Annotated in this window: 18 protein-coding genes; 15 read left to right on the top strand and 3 right to left on the bottom strand. The window is 32.7% G+C overall.

What is annotated here, in order from left to right; translation table 11 throughout:
* Nucleotides 1–75: 75 nt before the first annotated feature.
* From BN2746_RS04835 to BN2746_RS04845, 3 genes are read left to right on the top strand one after another with little or no spacing between them, the layout of a single operon-like run.
* On the top strand, nt 76–1,182 hold the full coding sequence (locus tag BN2746_RS04835) for an amidase domain-containing protein (RefSeq protein WP_055078706.1): 1,107 nt from the start codon (nt 76–78) through the stop codon (nt 1,180–1,182).
* A gap of 2 nt (nt 1,183–1,184) precedes the next feature.
* Nucleotides 1,185–1,691: a hypothetical protein gene (locus BN2746_RS04840; protein ID WP_055078707.1), complete on the top strand. Its 507-nt coding sequence runs from the start codon at nt 1,185–1,187 to the stop codon at nt 1,689–1,691.
* Nucleotides 1,692–1,699: 8 nt separating this feature from the next.
* Complete coding sequence (locus BN2746_RS04845; protein ID WP_055078708.1) at nt 1,700–2,248, top strand: hypothetical protein; 549 nt, start codon at nt 1,700–1,702, stop codon at nt 2,246–2,248.
* Nucleotides 2,249–2,345: 97 nt separating this feature from the next.
* Here the strand turns inward: BN2746_RS04845 and BN2746_RS04850 are convergent, their stop codons facing one another.
* On the bottom strand, nt 2,346–4,304 hold the full coding sequence (locus BN2746_RS04850) for a fructose-bisphosphatase class III (protein ID WP_055078709.1): 1,959 nt from the start codon (nt 4,302–4,304) through the stop codon (nt 2,346–2,348).
* A gap of 181 nt (nt 4,305–4,485) precedes the next feature.
* Between BN2746_RS04850 and BN2746_RS04855 the strand changes: the two genes are divergently transcribed.
* Nucleotides 4,486–6,126 (top strand): ABC transporter ATP-binding protein, encoded by a 1,641-nt coding sequence (locus BN2746_RS04855; protein ID WP_055078710.1) that lies wholly within the window; start codon nt 4,486–4,488, stop codon nt 6,124–6,126.
* A 41-nt stretch (nt 6,127–6,167) separates the two neighbouring features.
* Here BN2746_RS04855 and BN2746_RS04860 read toward each other — a convergent pair whose 3' ends face one another.
* Complete coding sequence (locus BN2746_RS04860) at nt 6,168–7,178, bottom strand: aldo/keto reductase (RefSeq protein WP_055078711.1); 1,011 nt, start codon at nt 7,176–7,178, stop codon at nt 6,168–6,170.
* A 193-nt stretch (nt 7,179–7,371) separates the two neighbouring features.
* Between BN2746_RS04860 and BN2746_RS04865 the strand changes: the two genes are divergently transcribed.
* The 11 genes from BN2746_RS04865 to mscL all read left to right on the top strand — a co-directional run bounded on the left by BN2746_RS04865 (nt 7,372) and on the right by mscL (nt 19,243).
* Complete coding sequence (locus tag BN2746_RS04865; RefSeq protein WP_055078712.1) at nt 7,372–9,888, top strand: ribonucleoside-diphosphate reductase subunit alpha; 2,517 nt, start codon at nt 7,372–7,374, stop codon at nt 9,886–9,888.
* Between the two features lie 10 nt (nt 9,889–9,898).
* Nucleotides 9,899–10,942 (top strand): ribonucleotide-diphosphate reductase subunit beta, encoded by a 1,044-nt coding sequence (locus BN2746_RS04870; protein WP_055078713.1) that lies wholly within the window; start codon nt 9,899–9,901, stop codon nt 10,940–10,942.
* 143 nt (nt 10,943–11,085) lie between these two features.
* Nucleotides 11,086–11,937 (top strand): ABC transporter ATP-binding protein, encoded by an 852-nt coding sequence (locus BN2746_RS04875; protein WP_055078714.1) that lies wholly within the window; start codon nt 11,086–11,088, stop codon nt 11,935–11,937.
* A complete protein-coding gene (locus tag BN2746_RS04880; protein ID WP_055078715.1) occupies nt 11,918–12,628 on the top strand; it encodes a hypothetical protein in 711 nt (236 codons plus the stop codon). Before BN2746_RS04875 ends, BN2746_RS04880 begins: the two co-directional genes overlap by 20 nt.
* Before the next feature lie 100 nt (nt 12,629–12,728).
* A complete protein-coding gene (locus BN2746_RS04885) occupies nt 12,729–14,339 on the top strand; it encodes a hypothetical protein (RefSeq protein ID WP_055078716.1) in 1,611 nt (536 codons plus the stop codon).
* 73 nt (nt 14,340–14,412) lie between these two features.
* Nucleotides 14,413–16,089, top strand: coding sequence for a DNA polymerase III subunit gamma/tau (gene dnaX, locus BN2746_RS04890; protein ID WP_055078717.1), 1,677 nt, complete (start codon nt 14,413–14,415; stop codon nt 16,087–16,089).
* A 10-nt stretch (nt 16,090–16,099) separates the two neighbouring features.
* Entirely contained in the window at nt 16,100–16,444 is a 345-nt protein-coding gene (locus BN2746_RS04895; protein ID WP_055078718.1) for a YbaB/EbfC family nucleoid-associated protein, read from the top strand.
* A gap of 8 nt (nt 16,445–16,452) precedes the next feature.
* Nucleotides 16,453–17,052 (top strand): recombination mediator RecR, encoded by a 600-nt coding sequence (recR, locus tag BN2746_RS04900; protein WP_055078719.1) that lies wholly within the window; start codon nt 16,453–16,455, stop codon nt 17,050–17,052.
* Between the two features lie 968 nt (nt 17,053–18,020).
* Nucleotides 18,021–18,407: a hypothetical protein gene (locus BN2746_RS04905; RefSeq protein ID WP_055078720.1), complete on the top strand. Its 387-nt coding sequence runs from the start codon at nt 18,021–18,023 to the stop codon at nt 18,405–18,407.
* On the top strand, nt 18,404–18,739 hold the full coding sequence (locus BN2746_RS04910; RefSeq protein ID WP_055078721.1) for a hypothetical protein: 336 nt from the start codon (nt 18,404–18,406) through the stop codon (nt 18,737–18,739). Before BN2746_RS04905 ends, BN2746_RS04910 begins: the two co-directional genes overlap by 4 nt.
* Before the next feature lie 96 nt (nt 18,740–18,835).
* Complete coding sequence (gene mscL, locus BN2746_RS04915) at nt 18,836–19,243, top strand: large conductance mechanosensitive channel protein MscL (RefSeq protein ID WP_055078722.1); 408 nt, start codon at nt 18,836–18,838, stop codon at nt 19,241–19,243.
* Between the two features lie 50 nt (nt 19,244–19,293).
* On the opposite strand, the gene BN2746_RS04920 is transcribed toward mscL, so the two are convergent.
* The gene (locus BN2746_RS04920) at nt 19,294–20,259 is read right to left on the bottom strand and encodes a YihY/virulence factor BrkB family protein (RefSeq protein WP_055078723.1); all 966 of its coding nucleotides are present in this window, start codon (nt 20,257–20,259) and stop codon (nt 19,294–19,296) included.
* Nucleotides 20,260–20,547 lie beyond the last annotated feature (288 nt).

A 20,547-nucleotide genomic window follows, 5' to 3' on the forward strand; every position in this document is an offset into this window, starting at 1 on the left:
CAAGATTTTTGTTGAGTAATTACGATGGATATGTAGAATAGAAATATTTAATTGTATTAAGGAGATGTGAGAAATATGAAAAACTATAAATTCTTATTAATAGTCGCACTTATTAGTGTAATGTTATTTAATAGCAATGTAAAAGCAGAATATAAAAACGGTGATTCTTCAAATTATATTGATTTTAAAGACGCTAATATAAACAAATTAATAGAGAACGGAGAAATTGAAACTGCTGTAAAGTATATTTTAGTAAATAATACTAATGCAGACTTGAAAACTACTAACTCAAATGAAGATTTTTCTAATGATAGTGAGCTGTATTCTCAAATATTTGAATCATTGTATAATGTAAACAAAATAATTAGAAAAATAGATGTGGACAAATCAGTAAATAGAGTTTTTGAATATGATTTAAATAATAAGCCAATTGAGAGAGATGAATTAAATAAAATTGTAGTATTATTATTGGAAAATATTGAAAATTTTTCTGAAGAAGAGTTGAAAAACATTCAAACTTATGTTTCTTTTTATTATGAAATTATAGATGAAGAGTTGTCCAGACAAATTTTACATTCAAAATCCAAAACACCATATTTTACGAGTGCAAAAGTTAATTATAATGGTACTGTAGCGGCAAATTGGGCTAGTGCTAATGCTTTTACAGAAAAATATGCATCTTTTCCTTATTTTAAAAACGTATTAGGACATGGAGGAGATTGCACAAATTTTGCTTCTATTACTATAAGACAAGGTGGAGTAGGAATGAGAGAAAGTTGGTACTGTCAAAAATTAAAAACAGGAATGGATACCATATATCCAGGTATAGATTTTTCAAAATATTGGTCAATAGGGGATCCATGGATGAAAGTCATTAACTTCACAGGATTTTGGAGATCTAAAAAGGGTGTAGATAGTTATACAGCTTCAGTTCAAGATTATCTACAAGATACTTATGGAGCGTTAAAGAAAGGTATGTTTTGGAAAGGAGATGTTGTTATTCTTTCTAACTACGATGTTAATTCACATCAGTATATTCCTAAACATGCTATAATAATAACCAGCAATGATGGAAAAGAATTTACCTATTCTGCTCATACGTACAGTAGAAGAAATGAGAAACTTTCAAATGCTTTTAAATCATATGATAGATTTGTCTTAATAAGACCAAGGAGCATTTAATTATGAGTAAATTTATAAAAAATATTTTTTTGATTTTTGGAATTGTTCTTCTTCTAAGTTCATGTTCAAATAATAGTTTTAAAGATGTTAATAAAGAAGGAAAGGCTTCAGTTCGACAAGTAATTATAAGTGATTATGAAACTTTAGATGAAAAAGATATGAACGTATTAATCAAGGATAGAGAGTATAAAAAAGCTGCTTTAGTTTCACTATATTTAAATAAAGAGGATTTTAATGATAATTCCGAAAAGAGTTTGTATGATTTGGGAATAGAATATATTACGTTGACTAATAATTTTTATACCATTGGAGAAACTCAGCGTATTTTAGAATTGAATTCAGGAGATGAATTTAAAATTTTTGAATTTAAGGATGGTATTAATACTATTTCTGACGAAGAATTAAATAGAAGTAATGAAAAATTACGTGAAATTTATAATGAAATCTCTGATTATGACAAATTTATTTTAAATAAATATGGACAGATTTCAAATATTGTTTTTGAATAGGTGGTATAATGAAAAATATTATAAAAAAAATTTCAATTTGTTTGATGATTTTAATATTATCCTTTGTAGCATTCAAAGGGATCGCTAAAGAAAATAATTCAGAAAATATGGATCCAATTATAAGAGAATTGATAGAAAAAGATTATGATAGTTTGGAAATTAAAGATAAAAAGCAATTGTTTAAAAATGAAGAATTAGATTCTTTAAATAAGGTAATTGTTTATGAGAAGTCAAAGAGAGGGGAACTTCATATAAATTCAAACCAAGGTGAAATATTAATTGATGAATACACGAAAGTCATAGAAAAAGAAATGAAAAATATTCTAAATTTAACCTTTATTAAAAACTATTTAGAAAACAAAAATATTAGTATTGATTTTTCTGATATTTTTGAAGAAAATAATAGAGATATAATTGAAAATATTACTAAAATTTTAATTGATGATTATAAAAATATGGATGAATTCGAAAAAAATGAAGTAAAAATTTTCTTAGAAAATTATTCGGAAAATGCTTTTGGCTTAATAAATGGTCTGTATAGTGAGTTACCAAAATAGACTTATAAAGTATTTTAAATGTTGGTAGACCATAACATACGAGATTTGAGTTAGCGAATTTAAAACAAGCACTTAGTTTGGACCAAGTGCTTGTTTTTTATCTATTTTCCTTTATTGTACCTTGTTTATATGCATCCAGTAGATTTGTTAGGTCATTTATCTTTTCTTCCATAATTGGCCCCTTGTCCGTATCCTTTACCAAAAGTCTTTGAGGAAATCTCTCGGTGATGTATAACTTTGGTGTGTAGGCGCCGTGAACCGACTGCATAACTTCATAGTTGCTATGTTCTGCAAGGGCAAGGTAATGTGAGTTATAGATTAGGGTGTAGCCTGCAATGCCCGTAGTAGGTTGGTAGGCCTTTGAGATACCACCGTCTATTACATACATCTTTCCATTTGCAGAGATTGGTTTTTGTCCGTCCTTGTACTTAACAGGTATATGTCCATTTATAATGTGACCACATTCTGGATTTAAATCAAATTCGTGTAATATTCTATCAACATGGTCTTCTTCTTTGCTTAGTCGGAAGTATGGGTCTGATATCTCCTTACTAATAGGAAGCTTTCTACCAATAAAGAAGTTTTCAAATGTAGACATCTTATGCTTTCCAAATAGTGGAGAAATTGGTCCACACCACATATACCAATACAAATCCAATACCTTTTCTCTCTCTTTGGAGTAGTAGGAACGTGGTATATATGAAGCTTCCCTTGCTTTTTTATCGAAGAAGTCCATTAAACTCTTTCCTGAGAAGTATTCATTGTCATATTTTAAAACTCTAAAGGATCCATCTTCATTCATTGGAACGCATCCATGATAAAGAAGGTTTTTATTTGTCACCTTATATACAGAGCCCTTGTCTAATAAAAATTTCAAATGCTCCTGCATCTTAAAACTATGTCTAAAGGATGTGTTTAAAGCTTCAATAACTTCCATTTCCCCTTCAGTTAATTCGTAAGGGTTCTTAGGGTCAACTGTTGGAAAGTTTTTATCCGTCATTGGATATTCCTTGCCGTCTTCAGCCTTGTAAATTCCCTTTTCAAAGTCTACAAAGTTAAAAGTTTTTCTTCCTTCCATACCAAACTCAGGGTTTCTGTCAATGGCTTGTCCTTCCAGCTTAAACTGAATTATGGAAATTGCCTTGTGCATCTTTGCAGTGGCATATTTATTAACGGAATAGAACTTGTTTTCATCTACAATCTTTGGCATAAACACTTCACAAGGATCTTCTCTATAAGTTTCCATTGCAAAAGAGTATAGAGGTCTTAGGTTTATACCATATCCATCTTCAAGGGAGTCAAAGTTATTATAGCCCAGGGCAATTCTAACTACACAGGCAACCAGTGGCCTTGACCCAAGAGCAGCTCCCATCCAGATAATATCGTGGTTACCCCATTGGATATCCACATTTTTATGTTCCATCAACACATCCATAATAATATCGGGACGTGGTCCCCTGTCGTAGATGTCTCCGACAATGTGTAGAGTATCTACAGAAGTGTCTTGAATGATGTGACAAAGGGTTATGATAATCTCCCTTGACGCATTTATTTCTATTATAGTGTCCACGATGGTATCAAAATACTCTTGCTTGTTCAGTTCCACATAGTCAATGTGGAGCATCTCGTCAATTAAATCCTTATAAACTGCAGGCATCTTACCACGAACCTTGGTCCTTGAGTACTTTGAAGTAACCATCTTTAAAAGGTCTAAAAGCCTTACAATGGTGGCCCTAATCCAATCGTTTGTAAACTTTCCCGACTTTATCTTTAAAGTTATAAAGTTTTCCGGCTCATAAATAAGGTTTGCCAGTTCGTTCATCTCTTCTTCAGCCATTTGGTACTTAAACCTTTGAGAAATCTTTTGTCTTAAGTTTCCAGAAGAAGACTTTAATATTCTTGTAAAAGAAGTGTACTCACCATGCAAATCGGAAAAGAAGTACTCGGTCTCTTTTGGAAGTACAGAAAGAGCCTTTAGCCTTACAATTTCACTTATGGTGTCTTCCACTGTAGGATATTCCTTTGAAAGTTGATTTAAATATTTTTCGTAGTCCATATACTCCTCCTGCTTATATAATATATAATAATGAGAATAAAATAAAGTGCATTAATGAAGATTGGAAGAAAAATAGTGAAATTTTGCCAAGAAATATGATAAATGTTAAAATATAAGGAAGTTATATAGATGTTTTAAATATTAAAAAAATATTTTTGATTAGTTTGAAGAGGAGAAAAAGTTGTTTAAAAAATATTTCAAGATTTTGGGCTACATAGGTCCTTACAAAAAAAGACGAACATTTATTATTATCCTAAGCTCCATTGCTATGATTGCTGGATGCTTTCTTCCCTTTTTGATAGGTAAACTTGTGAATATGATAAATTCTGGTGTCAAACTGGATGAAATAATCGGTTTTGGTATTAAAGCTGGAATCGTTTCGATAGTAGCTGCCATATTGGAATCCCTTCAGTATTATAATTGGCATATGTATGCTGTGGAGTACATAAATTACTTTAGAAGTTTGACTTTAAAAGCAGCTTTAGGAAAAGACATATCATACTATAGAGGAAAGCAAGAGGATTTTTCCACAAGAATTCTAATGGACGCTTCGATGATAGCAAATGATATAAGTGTTGGTTTTCCTGTTTTAATATTAAATGTTTTAAACCTCTTAGTTGTGTTTGGGTTCATGTTCTATATGAATGCAAAGCTGACTTTGATTCCACTTTTTGTGGTTCCAATATTTATTGTACTGTTTCATTTTATAGACAAGGGTATTAGAGAGAAGTCAAAGACCGAAAGAAGACAGTTTTCTGAACTCTCCGATATGATTAAAGAGTATCTTGACGGAATTTTTGATATTAAAATAAATAAAAAAGAGGAGTACTTCAGAAATAAATTCTCAGAGGATATTTCAAAATACACTTCAACGGAAAAGAAAATAAAATTATACACAGCTCTGTCCTATGGAGTGAATATGATTGTGAAAAACCTCTTACCAATATTGGTGTTACTCTATGGTGTTATTCTTGTAAGCAGGGGTGAGCTTGAAATAGGTTATCTATTTGCCTTTTATACCTACTTGGGATTTTTGTATGAACCAATGTCTAATCTTGTAGACTGGTATACTTTAATAAATGTTTCTTTGGGCATGAGTGACAGAATTTTAGATTTTTTAGAAACTGAAGAAAATAGTTTTGAAGGGGAAAAGATAGACAAGATAGAAAGTATTAACATAAGAGATTTGAATTTTTCCTATAATGATGAAAAAACAATTTTAAATGACATAAATATAGATTTAAATAAAGGAGATGTGCTTGCTGTAGTTGGCCCTTCTGGATCGGGCAAGTCAACCTTTGTGGAAATACTTTTAAAGATTTGGGAAAATTATCATGGAAATATAAAAGTGAATGGCGTTGAACTAAAAGATATAGACAAGTCTGCATTTTACGATCAAGTAGCTGTGCTTGAGCAAGAACCTTTTATCTTTTCTGGGACAATTGAAAATAATATTGCATTTGACTCTATTAATCCAAACTTAGAAAATATAATTCCAAGATCCAATTTAATAAATATAATTGAAAGCAAGGGAGGTCTTGGAGCTAAGATACTGGGAAGGGGAAAGAATCTCTCTGGTGGTGAAAAACAGAGAATAGCCTTGGCGAGGGTTTTATTTAAAGATGCAAACTTGATTTTCCTTGATGAATTTACTTCTTCATTAGACCTTGAAAGTGAGAGGGAAATTGTAGAAAATATAGAAAAGTTAAAGGCAAAAGACAAAATAATTATTCTAATAACCCACAGGGAATATCCATTGAAATTAGCAAATAAAATCTTGAAACTGGAAGATGGTATGGGTAAGGTAGAAGAAATTGTATAAATAAAAAGGTAGTGACATTTAAATCACTACCTTATTTTATTCTATCCTAAAATCGTCGCCACATTTTCAAGCATTTCTATAATCGGCAGATCGTATGGACATCTCTTTTCACAGATTCCACATTTTATACAGTCACTGGCTTTCTTTTCAAAACCGTTGTAGCGAGACTTTGCCCAGTCCTTTAGGTCGTACCTTGTGTAGTAGCCTTCCATTAAAAAGTTTGTCGGGATGTCGATTCCAACGGAACATGGGGCGCAGTAGCCACATCTTCTACAGAAGTTTTTTCCAAGACCATTTGTAAATGAATCCAGTTTTGCAATCTCTTCTTCTGTTAGTGGTTCTAAATTATTTCCCACGGAACAGTTTTCTTCTATTTGTTCTATGGTGTCCATTCCAGGGATGGCGCAAGTTACATTTTCGTTGTTCAAAACGAATTTCAAACACTCTTTGCCCATTGGGATGGCACCTCCTGCAAGGGGTTTCATTATTAGTACGCCAATATTTTTTTCCTTTGCCCTTTTAAATAACTCCTCTCCCTGTGTTTCCACAAAGTTATATGGGAATTGGATGGTTGCAAATTCGTCGGTTTCTAAAAGTTCTCTAAGGATGTCCACATTATGACTTGTGATTCCAATTTCTTTTACGATGCCCTTTTCCTTCATTTCCTTTATCGCTTCCAAGGCTCCACCTTTGCCAAGTAATATATCCATGTCCTTTTTCTTGCTCACATTGTGAAACTGAAATAGATCTATGTAATCAACTTTTAAATTGTTCATGCTGGTGGCAAGTTCTCCTAAAACCCCTTCTGAAGTTCTTGCCATGGACTTGGTTGCAAGATAAAACTTATCCCTTCCCACAACTTCCAGTGCTTCTCCAATACGGGTTTCACTGTCGTTGTAGCCCCTGGCTGTGTCAATAAAGTTTATTCCCATGTCTAAACATTTTTCTAAAAGTATAGTTGATTCTTCCTTTGAAACATTTTGTATTGGTATGCCTCCAAGGCCAACGATTGAAACTTCAAATCCAGTTCTTCCTAAAACTCTTTTTTCCATAATTCCCCCTCTTTTCTTAAAAAATTATTAAGTTTTCTACTTATTAATATATCATAAGTAGGGGAAAAATACTTTATTTAGCCTTTGGGAAGGCTTTCAAAATTAATTAAAATAAATTTGTCTAAGTCCTATATATTGGGTATACTTTAATTATGACTTTTAGAACTATACAATATGTAGTAGGAGGGAAATTGTGAAAATAAAAAAGAGAAGCGGAGCAATTGTTGACTTTGACGTTGAAAAGATAGTTGTTGCCATGAACAAAGCATTTATATCCGTGTCAAAGCCAGTTGAAAGAGAAGAGCTTGAAAAGATGGCAAACCAGGTTTGCGACAAGATTAATTCAAACTTTTCAAAAAATCATGTGGTAACTGTGGAAGAAATTCAAGATCTTGTAGAGATTGTCTTGATTGAAAATAAATATATAGAGGTTGTAAAGTCCTACATTCTTTATAGAGCAAGCCACCATAGATTGAGAAAGACTTTGGAAGACTTTGCAGAGTACTTTGACGAAGATGTATTAGATATTATGAAAGGCGTACAACAGGACTTTAAGGAAGATGTGTACGACCTACAGTTTTTATTTAACAAGTTCTCTTCCTTCTTAACAAGGGATATGTCAAAGCAACAACTGCTTGATGTACTTGTAAAGGCTTCTTCAGAACTAACTTCAAAGGAAGCGCCAAAGTGGGAATATATTTCTGCAAGATTTTTAGCCCACAGCATCGAATTAAATATAAAAGTTGAAGAAGAGAAGAGGGGAATTAATTCCTTCTATGAAAAGATAGACTACCTTACAAAGGAAGGTCTATATGGAAAATATATTTTAGAAAATTATACTAAGGAAGACATTGACGAACTTGAAAGCTATATGGACTTTTCAAGAAATTATAGATTTAACTTCTCTGGCCTTGACCTTTTGAAGTCAAGATATTTAATTAAGACTGGCGATGGGGTAATCCTTGAAAAGATTCAGGAGATGTTTATGGGAATTTCCATGCACCTTGCAATGCTTGAAAAGGAAAAAATATTTTATGCAAAGAAGTTTTATGATATTTTATCAAAACTTCAAGTTACTATGGCAACGCCGACAATGTCAAATGCGAGGAAGCCATTCCATCAACTTTCATCCTGCTTTATAGACACTGTGGACGACTCTCTTGATGGAATATACCGTTCAATTACAAACTTCTCACAGGTTTCAAAACATGGTGGAGGAATGGGACTTTACTTTGGTAAGGTTAGAGCTGTTGGCTCCGACATTAGAGGCTTTAAAGGAGTTGCCGGCGGTGTAATCAGATGGATTAAGCTTGCAAATGATACGGCTGTTGCAGTGGATCAGCTTGGTGTAAGACAGGGTGCATGTGCAGTTTACCTTGACGTATGGCACAGGGACATGCCAGAGTTCTTACAATTAAAGACAAATAATGGTGACGACAGAATGAAGGCCCACGATATCTTCCCTGCAGTTTGCTATCCGAATTACTTCTGGGAACTTGCCCGTGACGACATAAACGCAAATTGGTATATGTTCTGTCCTCACGAAGTTAAGACCATAATGGGATATAGCCTTGAAGACTATTACGGCGACGAGTGGGTGAGAAAGTATCACGAATGTATAAAGGAACCTCGTCTTGAAAAGCGTGTAATGACTGTAAAGGACATGGTAAGGCTAATACTAAAATCAGTTATTGAAACTGGAACGCCTTTTGTGTTTAACAGAGACGCGGTTAATAAATACAATCCAAATCCTCACAAGGGCATGATATATTCATCAAATCTTTGTACGGAAATTTGCCAAAACACATCTGAAATAAAATCCGTTTCAACGGAAGTAATTGAAGTTGACGGAGAAGAGATTGTGGTTGAAAGAACAAAACCAGGAGACTTTGTAGTATGTAACTTAGCTTCCCTTGTGCTTGGAAATATTGACCTTAAAAACGAACTTGAAGATGTTGTAAGCACAGTGGTTAGAGCTTTAGACAATGTAATAGATTTAAATTACTATCCAGTTGAATATGCAAGAATTACAAATAAAAAATACCGTTCACTGGGACTTGGTACCTCAGGATATCACCACGCCATGGTTAAAGATGGTATAATGTTCTCAAGTGAAGAGCATATTAAATGGGCAGACAAGTTATATGAAGATATAAACTACTACGCAGTAAAGGCCTCTGCAGAAATTGCATCTGAAAAGGGAGCGTACCCTTACTTTGAAGGTTCCGACTGGGATAGTGGAGACTATTTCGAAAAGAGAAACTACAAATCTGAAAGATGGAATGAATTAAGGGACTATATCGGCGAAAATGGAATGAGAAATGGATATTTGATGGCTGTTGCACCAACGGGATCAACATCAATAATCTCTGGCACAACTGCAGCTGTGGACCCAGTTATGATGAGATACTTCCTTGAAGAAAAGAAGGGACAAATCCTTCCAAGGGTGGCACCGGACTTAAGTCCACAAAACTTCTGGCTATATGAAAATGCCCACGAAGTTGACGGACAGTGGGTAATACGTTCTGCAGGAGCAAGACAAAGACATATAGACCAGGCTCAGTCGGTAAATATTTATATAACTTCCGAGTACACAATGTCCATGCTCTTAAGGCTTTATATACAAGCTTGTGAAGAAGAAGTAAAGACAATTTACTATGTAAGAAACAAATCACTTGAAGTTGAAGAATGTGATTCATGTGCATCTTAAGGAGGATTAGATGGATAAATTAACAAGAAAGGCACTATTTAACGAAAAGGGCGACATAGAACTTTCAAAGAGAAGAATGATTAACGGTAACACCACCAACCTAAACGACTTTAATAATATCAAGTACCCATGGGTTAGTGATTGGTACCGCCTGGCAATGAACAACTTCTGGATTCCAGAAGAGATAAACCTAAACCAAGACGTGAAGGACTATAGAAAGCTTGACGAAAACGAAAAGAGAGCCTATGACAAGATACTTTCATTCCTTGTGTTCCTGGACTCAATCCAAACTGCAAACCTACCAAATGTTTCAGAGTTTATAACTGCAAACGAAGTGAATCTATGCTTGAACATTCAAACATACCAAGAGACTGTACACTCACAATCCTACTCATATATTTTGGATACGGTTTGTTCACCGGAAGAAAGGGACGAAATACTTTATCAATGGAAGGACGACCCACATCTTCTTGCGAGAAACAAATTTATAGGAGACGAGTACAACGACTTCTACGAAAATAGAACTAAATTCAACTTAGTTAAGACTTGCTTTGCAAACTTTATACTTGAAGGGATCTATTTCTATTCAGGATTTATGTTCTTCTACTCCCTTGGTAGAATAGGGAAGATGCCAGGAACAGTTCAAGAGATAAGATATATTAATAGAGATGAAAACTCACATCTATGGCTGTTTAGAAATATAATTCAAGAGCTAAGAAAAGAAGAGCCTGAAATATTTACAGAAGAAAACAATGCCTTCTTTAAAGAGATGATTAAGAAGGGCGTTGAAGAAGAAATAGCTTGGGCAGAGTATGCAATTGGAGACTCAATCCAAGGACTAACTATGGAAATGGTGTCAGGATATTTGAAATATCTTGGAAACTTGAGAAGTAAAGCTGTTGGACTTGGAAAGATTTATGATGGACATGACAAAGAACCAGAGTCAATGACATGGGTAAGCGAATATTCAGATCCAAACTTCGTAAAGACCGACTTCTTTGAAGGAAAAGTTTCAGCATATTCAAAGTCATCAGTAATAGAAGACGATTTATAGAATAAAGGAAAAAGGAAAGTCTGTTGTGGAAAACCACAACAGACTTTTTATATTGTACTTATTAAGTTTTTAAGTTATATTAAACCTATGCTTATAAATAAAGTGATTTGTAGAAGCAAAATATAAAAAATTAAGGAGATATTATGTTAGAAGTTCGAGACCTATATAAATCATTTGGAGAGAATGATATTTTAAAAGGTGTTAATCTTCAAATGGAAAAGGGGAAAATACATATTCTTTTAGGTAATAACGGTTCAGGGAAGTCAACTATTATAAATTGCATGCTTAAACTTTTAAAGTATGATAGGGGTTCTATTACTTTAGACGGGGAAGAAATAGAAGAGCTAAGCAATTTTATTTATTTTAAAAAAGTATCTGCACTGTTAGAATCCAGTGTCAATGTATATGACAATCTATCTGGGGAAGAAAATATTAGATACTTTGCAGGATTAAACAGAATAAATATTAAGAAATTTGATAAGCATTTAGATTACATCAAAGAATTTAAATTAGAAAATCACTTAGATAAAAAAGTGGGAGATTATTCACGAGGTATGAAGCAAAAACTTTCTTTGATAATTGCATTAATTTCTGATCCTGACTATTTGTTATTGGACGAACCTACTTTGGGCTTAGATTTTGAAAGCACGAATAATATAATTAAAATTTTGAAAAAATTAGCTATTGAACAAAACAAATCCATTCTCATAACTTCTCATCAAATAGACGTAATAGAAAAACTTGAGGGAGAGTTGCTTTTTCTTAATGATGGTAAGGTTGAACATTTTAATATAATGGATTATAGCAATTCTATTTCTGACAGCTACAATGTTAAGTTTATTCAAGATGGAAAGACAATTACAAAAAGAGAAGATTCACAGATAGAAAGTTTTATAAAAAACTATGAAGAAAAAAATATTATCGAAATTAAAAAAAATGAAATTAGTTTGGATGAGATTGTAAAGGTGAAATTAGATGAGAATAATAAAATGTGAATTAGATCGTGCAATATGTGAAATAAAATCCTATTATCCCGACTATATAGTTAGTTTCGTCTTGGATATTTTTATCTTATTTATTATAATGAAAAATGGAGAAAATAAAAATATTTCTTTTTGGGCATATGTATCTTGGACTTTAGCAAGTAGAGTTTTAACAGAAGCCTCTTTAAATATTTCAACAGAGAAACAATTAGGCACTTTACAAAACATAATGATTAAGCAGTATTCTATATTAGAAATCATTATGTCAAAGTCTATAATTTGGTTTATCATAGACTTAGTAAAAACTTTAATGGTGGCACTTTTAATAAATTTCTTTGTATTTAATTTAAACTTGGACATTAGATTAATAATTGTTTTGCTTTTAGAATTTCTTGGAATTTTAGGGCTTTCTCTAATTATGTCCTCACTTACATTGGTCTATACTAAAGTAGCTTCCTTTGAAACCATACTGAGTATAATTTTATTATACTTATCAGGAAGTATCTTTGATGTCCCAAAGGGCTTTACTTATACAAATCCTATTTCATATGGCACTTATTTAATAACGGAAATATATAGTGGAACTGCTAATATTACTGATTTTATGATTGCATTTGCGATAAGTTTGATCTGGTTTGTTATTGGATGCTTTGGATTTAGATTGATTTTTTCAAAGAGTAAAGAGTTTAAATGGAATTATTGATTAGTCTGTTGTGGAAAACCACAACGGGCTTTTTATATTGTACTTATCAAGTTTTTAAGTTATATTAATTATAGGAATTAAAACATGGGCAGGTGATTTGATGAAGGACACAGGTGAAGAAAAAAATTTAAGCATAATGAATCTAAATATTTCAAATGATTTCAATGACATATCTTCACATGACTACTGGAAGAAGTACAGGGAGTTTTATGAAGAGATTTCATCTGTTTTAAAGGACAATATTAACAAGACTTTAAAGAAATTTGTGGTTACAAATTATTCTGCCATACCCTTGGATGTTTTAAGTTTTATTGTTGAAAACTTTCCCATTTTTGAAGAGGGAAATATAAAAAATGAAATAAAAAAACTTCCAAACTTTGAAGTCTACGATATAGCAGACTTGTCTAATAAAGAAAAACTTGATTTTTATAAGACGAGGATGGAGATATACTTTTTACTTAAGAAGGGTTCCCTTAACTTTAATGAATATGACATTAGATTTTCCCACGGGGCAAAGTTAAACCACAAAGACAGGGATCTGCTTGGACTAAAGGCCTCCTTCTTGACTTTAAAGGACATTGAAAGGGAAGAGGACTTTTCACATTTAAAGACCTTTTTAGAAAGGTGGGAGTTTCCAAATTCAAAATTTTATGAAAATTATTTAAAACTCTTGGAGGAAAAGAGTACGGAAATTGATTTTGAAGATGTAAGCGTGGACCATTTACCAAAATATTTAGAAAATTTTTTGGAAGGCTATTTGTATTACAATGCAAAGGAATATGACACAGCCTATGAGATATGGCTTGAAGGAAGGGATAAAGACCCTCTTACAAAGACGAAGAAGAGATATATTTCAAGGATTTATGAATACTTGTCAAATAACCTGGTGGACTTTTTAAGAGAAGAAGGAATTTTAAATGACTATGTGCATATTCCCGTTAAGTTTTCAGACATTAAAAGGCGCAGCGACTACTCCAGGGAGATGTCAAATTGGAAGGAAGCTCTAAACTTCAATGTGCTTTTAGAAGAGCCAAGCCTAAAGGACGATGTATTAAATTATCTTAGAGAAAAATATAAGGTACTTCCAAAGGAAGTTGTGGAGTATATTATAAGAAAAGTTCCAATTGCTTCATACGAAAATGTTTCAAAGGAAGAGTATGATGACATTGTTAACCTTCCAAATTTAAATTTCAAAAACCCAAACATTAAAGAAGAAGTTGAAGATGAATTTTATAAAAAGAGATACGACTACTTTGAAAAGCTTTCAAAGGGAAATTTTTTATCGGACTATGACAGTCTAAAGGAATATGGCTTTGATTATTCAACTGAAGTTATTAGAGTTTCTGAGCTAATAGCAAGGGAAGTTTGGAATGAAAGGGACTTTAACTTCAAAGACGCCAAGGAAAAAATAGAGGATATGAGCTCCTTTGAAGATAGTAGCACCATAGAGTTTTATAAAATATATATTAGGGCCTATGAAGAAAATTCTATTTCAAAAGAGGATATGGATAAGATTTTAAATATAAATCGTGAAGAGCTTGTGGTGCCGCAGTTTTTATACGACTTTATTATGGCAAGTCTTTATAAGATTTATGGAGATAGAGAAGCTACTAAGAAGTATGTGGAGAAACTTCCTGAAATGTTAAAGGGAAAGTTTAAAATATCCATGCCAATTAAAAAGGGATTTTTTAAAAATATTTTCAAAAAATAAGGGAGCAATCCCTTTTTTATTTGCAAAAACTATTTGCCCTCATATGATATAATTGTATTTATGTGGAGGGAATATGAGAAAGGCGATTTATAGAGAGTATAGACCAAAGACCTTTGACGAAGTTCTGGGACAGGAACAGGTTACGGAGGTTTTGAAAAATCAAGTTAAAAACAATTTAATATCCCATGCATATATCTTCTCCGGCACAAGGGGAACGGGAAAGACAAGCTGTGCAAAAATCTTGGCAAGGGCGGTAAACTGTCTAAACCCAAAAGATGGATCACCATGCAATGAATGTGAAAACTGCAAGATGATTTTAAGTGAAGAGAGTTTTGACATAGTTGAGATGGACGCGGCGTCAAATAGACGTATTGAAGACATAAGAAACCTTAGAGACAAGGTAATCTTTCCGCCGGCAAATCTTAAGTACAAGGTATATATTATAGACGAGGCCCACATGATTACAAACGAAGGCTTTAACGCCTTACTAAAGATTATGGAAGAGCCACCAAAACATCTTGTGTTTATTCTCGCTACTACAGAGATTGAAAAAATTCCTCAAACCATTCTATCCCGTTGTCAACGATTTGAGTTCAACAGGATGGACTCAAAGTATATCATTGAAAATATAAAGAAGATTACAAGTGACCTTGGTGTTAAAATAGACGATGAGTCACTGATGGAGCTGGCAAATGAAGCTGACGGCGCCATGAGAGACGCCCTTTCAAACTTGGACCAGGTTTTATCCCTTGGAAAAAAAGAGATTACCATAGACGACCTTGTAGTGGACCTTGGCATAGCAGACAGAAGAAAGATTTTTTTTCTGGTAGAAAAGATTATTGAAAATGACTACAAAAAGAGTCTAAAACTTTATAGGGAAATAACTAATGACAAAGTAGTTGCAGGGGTTTTTAAAGATATACAAAACCAATTTAGAAACCTACTTTATATTAAAGAAGGCTTAGATGACTTTGTGGAAGAAACAGAAGAATCGAAAAAACTTTTAAAGACACAAAGTGAACTGATATCTACAAATAGGATTGTAGAATCTTTAAATATACTTTTAGAATATGAAGTGAAATTAAAAAACACTCAAAACCCAAATATACTTGGAGAAATTCTTATAGGAAGGCTCATTGACTACTACGAACCAAAGGAAGACTCATCAAAGATAAAGTTTTTAATGGAAAGAGTAGAAAGCCTTGAGAAAAAGATAGAACAACTTAAGGATGTACCGGTATATGTTAGCAAAAGCTCTACGGTAGAACCTATTGAAGATATAAAATTACCGGTTAAAAAAGAAGCTTTAGAAACTGAAGCAGAAGCAGAACCAGAACCACAGGAAACTTTTGAAGAAGCTACTAAAGAATTAGAAAACATAGATAGTTCTAAAGATTTGGAAGAACCAAAACAAGAACTTGAAAAAAAATATAGAGAAATTGAAAACTGGGATGAACTACTGGAAAATATCCCTGGCAAAATGCTTGCAGGCTTTGTGGACTCAGCAAACCATAAATTTATTGACGGCAAGAGAGTCTCCATATTGTTTAGAAACAAAGACACCAGAATGGGCATGATAATAAATAATAGGGAGAAGGTTGAAAATGCAATAAAAAATACATTGGGCAAGGACTATGAACTATTTATTGGCCTTGAAGAGGACTACGAAGACCTGGCAAAGAAAAGAAGAGAAGAAAATATAGAGACCCTTAAAAATGTTTTTGGAAAAGAAAATATAGATTTTATATAGGAGGATTATTATGGCAAAAAGAGGTGGATTCCCAAGAGGTGGAATGCCAAACATGAACAATATGATGAAGCAAATGCAAAAGATGCAAAAGGATATGGAAGAGGCTCAAGAAAAGGTTGAACAAACTGAGTTTACTGCATCTGCAGGTGGTGGAAGCGTAGAAGTTACGATGAATGGAAAGAGAGAAGTTGTATCTGTAAACATAGATAAAGAAGTTGTAGACCCTGATGATGTGGAAATGTTACAAGATTTATTAATGGTTGCAGTTAATGACGCGTTAAATCAAGTTAACAATGCAACAGAAGAGTCCATGGGTAAATTTACCGGAGGTTTAAATATTCCGGGATTATTTTAGGTGATTAAATGGCACTATATCCAAAAGATATGGAAGAGTTGATACTAAAACTGTCATCCCTTCCAACAATAGGTAGAAAATCAGCAAGAAGACTTGCCTTTAAAATTGTTGAAATGGACCAAGATGAAGTCTTTGACCTTGCAAAAACATTAGTAAATGTAAAAGAGAATATAAAGCCCTGTAGGGTTTGTGGAAATATTACAGATGGAGAAATTTGTGACATTTGTAGCGACGACAGCAGAGATAAAACGACGATAATAGTTGTGGAAGATAGCTCCAATATAATCTCCCTTGAAAAAGCCAGGGAGTATAGAGGACTGTACCATGTAATAGGAGGACTGTTGTCGCCGAGAAATGAAATTGGTCCGGAAAATTTAAACATAGATTCCCTGATTGAAAGAGTAAAGACGGGAGAAATAAAAGAAGTTATACTTTCCCTGTCCTCAACAACAGATGGCGAATTTACATCAGGACTTATTTCAGAAATACTAAAACCATATGGCGTAAAAGTTACAAAGATTGCCCAGGGTATACCAATAGGAGTGAGCCTGGATTACTTTGATGAAATGTCCATATATAGAGCGATTGAAGATAGAAGAGAGATATAATCCCTCTTCTTTTTATTTTCTCCCTTGTTGTTTTCAAAGTTTAATAAACTTTGAGAAATAATATTCTACAATATTATTATTCCCAATCTCAGGGTAAGGATGAAGGGGATTGCGATTTCCCCTCATATCCTTACCCTGAAACCCGAACCTTTTACACCCTTAAAACGCTTGGGGATACCCCAAACCCCAGTAAAAGAGGTAGAAAATCTTTTGGATTTTCTACTTTTTTATTGTGTTTTGTTGGGTATTGCTATATAAGTGCATAGCTTTCATGACATTTTAAGTTATAATTTGAGATCCTTTGAGTCGCTCACGCTCCCTCAGGATGACAGGAAAGGTGATATTGTCATCCTGAACGAAAAATTTGCGTAGCAAATTTGGAGTTGAAGGATCTCGTTTTTTCCTTCGTCATGAATCAACTCGCTGTGTTTTTTGTATGAAAGTTCATGATAAAGTTTTTTAATTTATTATGTAGGGTTTCACCCTACTACCTGGTTATTTCTATTTTATATTTTTATTTTATTCTTAGGGGCAGGATGAAGGGGATTTCGATTTCCCCTCATATCCTGCCCCTAAAACCCCATCCTTTTACACCCTTAAAACGATTGGGGATACCCCAAGCCCTAATAGGAGCAGAAGAAAATCCTGTTGGAGTTTCTTCTTTTTTATATTAATGTAATGATTTTTCCTCTATAGTGTAATTCTGAGCGAAAAAAATTCAAAGAAATTTTGAAGTCGAAGAATTCTTGACCTAACAGAAGACGAAGTCTTCGTTGTAGGTCAAATGTCGATCTCGTTTCACTTTCTGAAAGAAAGTGTCAGAAGGCGACCTATCTTTCCATTATGAAAGTGATAGAAGGATACCTCGTTTTTCTATTTTGTTATAAGGAAACATCTCTCTATTTCTTAAACGGTTTGTTTCTTTTTTTCAGGGTATAATAATATTAACCATACAAAGGAGGGTTATTATGAAAAATAAGGAAAAGGTTTTAATGTTGCTTTTGATATTATCCTTAGGCTTTAATGGATTTTTCGCATATAAGTTTATAAATTTGGAAAAGACTGTTGCGAAGATGTCTATTGAACAGCTTGTCGCAAATGTAGATAAGGCACAGCCTCAGGACCACAGTGGCACAGATGATGCAATGGAAGCTCTCAAAGAAAATAAGAGTGCAAGTATAACTGAAAACAAGACTAATAAGGATGTAACTGACCAGTATAGGGATGAATTATTATCTCTTTATGAAAAGAAGGATTATGATGGTATAACTGAGTTTATGATTGAAAAAGATATCTCTATAGGATATGATCCTTCTTCTGAAGAAAATTTAGATCCAGGGAATCCTAATTCATGATTAAGAATAAAAAGAATTTTATTTTGTGCCTTTCTCTAATTTTAAATTTAATTTTAGGAGGAAGTCTTGTTTACAAAAACATGGAAGTGGAGAATGTAAAAAGAGAATTAGCTCTATATACTTTTCTTTCTAAGGAAGAAGATGACAACAAAATACTTAAAATCGCTTTAGACAAACTATCTAAAGAAGATAGTGTAAAAATCTTAGATAGAGATAGTGAAGATGTGACTTCTGTATATAAAGAGACTTTTCTTGAACTTAAAAAGGAAGGTAACTTTAAAACTATTCAAGATATTATTCTCAGTGAAAATCTGTCTATTAGTGCTGACTAAAGTAAAAACTCTCTTTAAATTAAAATAAAGGGAGTTTTATTTATTATGTTTTAAAATATTTTTTATGGGTAAACTTAGTTAGTAAGGAGGGATAATATGTTAAAAGAATTTAAGGAATTTGCCATGAGAGGCAATGTTATGGATATGGCTATTGGGGTAATTATAGCTGGTGCTTTTGGTAAAATTGTTGAATCTATTGTAACTATATTGATGAATATAGTATCTGCAGCAACAGCAGGTGTTAAGTTCGATGAATTAGTTGCAACTATAGCTGGAGTAGAAATACCATATGGAGCAGTTATACAAGCAATTATAAACTTTATAATTATTGCATTTATTCTTTTCTTAATTGTGAGAGCCATGAATAAATTTAAGAAAAAAGAACCTGAAGCTGCTCCAACAACTAAGACTTGTCCACACTGTGAGACAGAAATACCAATTGGTGCAACAAGATGTCCTCATTGTACTTCTAAACTTGAAGGATATCAAAATGTATTAGAATAGTAAATAATAAAAAGCCTCGGATACACTCCTTGGCTTTTCTTAATTTTACACTATTTTATTTTATCTTCATGATAGTCTTTTTGTTTTGATACAAATGATGAAATCTTTCTATCTTCCTTTTTTTCTTCAAGTTTTTCTTTTTCATTTTCGCCATATCCATATACTTTACAAAGTATTGTTGCTATAAATTCACCAGAAATTAATATGCTAAGGACAATATAGTTTATCCAAATTAAAAATATCATTATTCCAACAAGTGGGCCATAGATAGACTGCATATTTGAAAATTTTGAAACGTAAATTCCATAACCAATGCTTACAAGGGAGCAAAGTGCCGTTGCCAATAGTCCGCCTAAAAAAGCTGGTTTAAATGGAATTAATTTTTTTATTGATTCTGATGCGCCAATTACATATACCACTGTAAACACCAAAATCATTACTCCAAGAGGAATAATAATTCTAAGTAAGTTTATAAAGTGACCATTTATTATATTCTTAGGGATATTTAATACATCCAGTATTTTTTTAAGAAGTTCCGGTCCCGATGTCATGGCAAAGATTAGCGCTACTATAACAAGTGTTAAAAGAAGTGTAAAAAATACAGATAGAGCTTGATCTTTTATAAATGACTTGTCGTAGATATCTTTGTTAAAGGACTTATCAAATGCCTTTCTCATTGCCTTTATACCTCTTGAAGCCGTGTAGAAGGCTGCCAAAACACCCACAGACAATATACCAGTTGACCTTTGAGTTATTATAAAGTCCAGTATTGAGTTCAGAAAAGGTTGAACTTGAGGTGGAAGTTTGGTTACTAAGTCATTGATATATGCCAAATTTTCTGACATAAATGAAATTATAATATTTATTATGATAACAAAAGAAGGGATTACGGCAAGTAACAGATTATAACTTACTTGATAAGACATAACCATGATGTCATTAACTTTTATTCTTGTTAACAACTCCGTAAAAAAATCTTTTGTAAAAATCAATTTAAAATTTTTCTTTTTCTCCATTGAATCACCTATATTATTAAGATTAAAAGTTCTTATATATCATAACATAGCTTAAGAAAAAATTCAGAAGAATTTACTTTTCTTACTGTACATTGCTACCTAAGTTATGATGTTTTTATACAAGTTGTATAATATTTCCATAAATTTGTGCTTTAAAAAAGTTTTCCATAGACTTATAAACATAAAAAGAGTGAAATCCAACAGTTTTCCACAAAGATATCCACATTATCCACAATCAAACAATCCAAAGAAAATTTTCAAGTTTATTGAATAAATATAGGGTTATAT

The organism is Lagierella massiliensis, from assembly GCF_001407835.1.
Taxonomy (GTDB): Bacteria; Bacillota; Clostridia; order Tissierellales; family Peptoniphilaceae; genus Mediannikoviicoccus; species Mediannikoviicoccus massiliensis.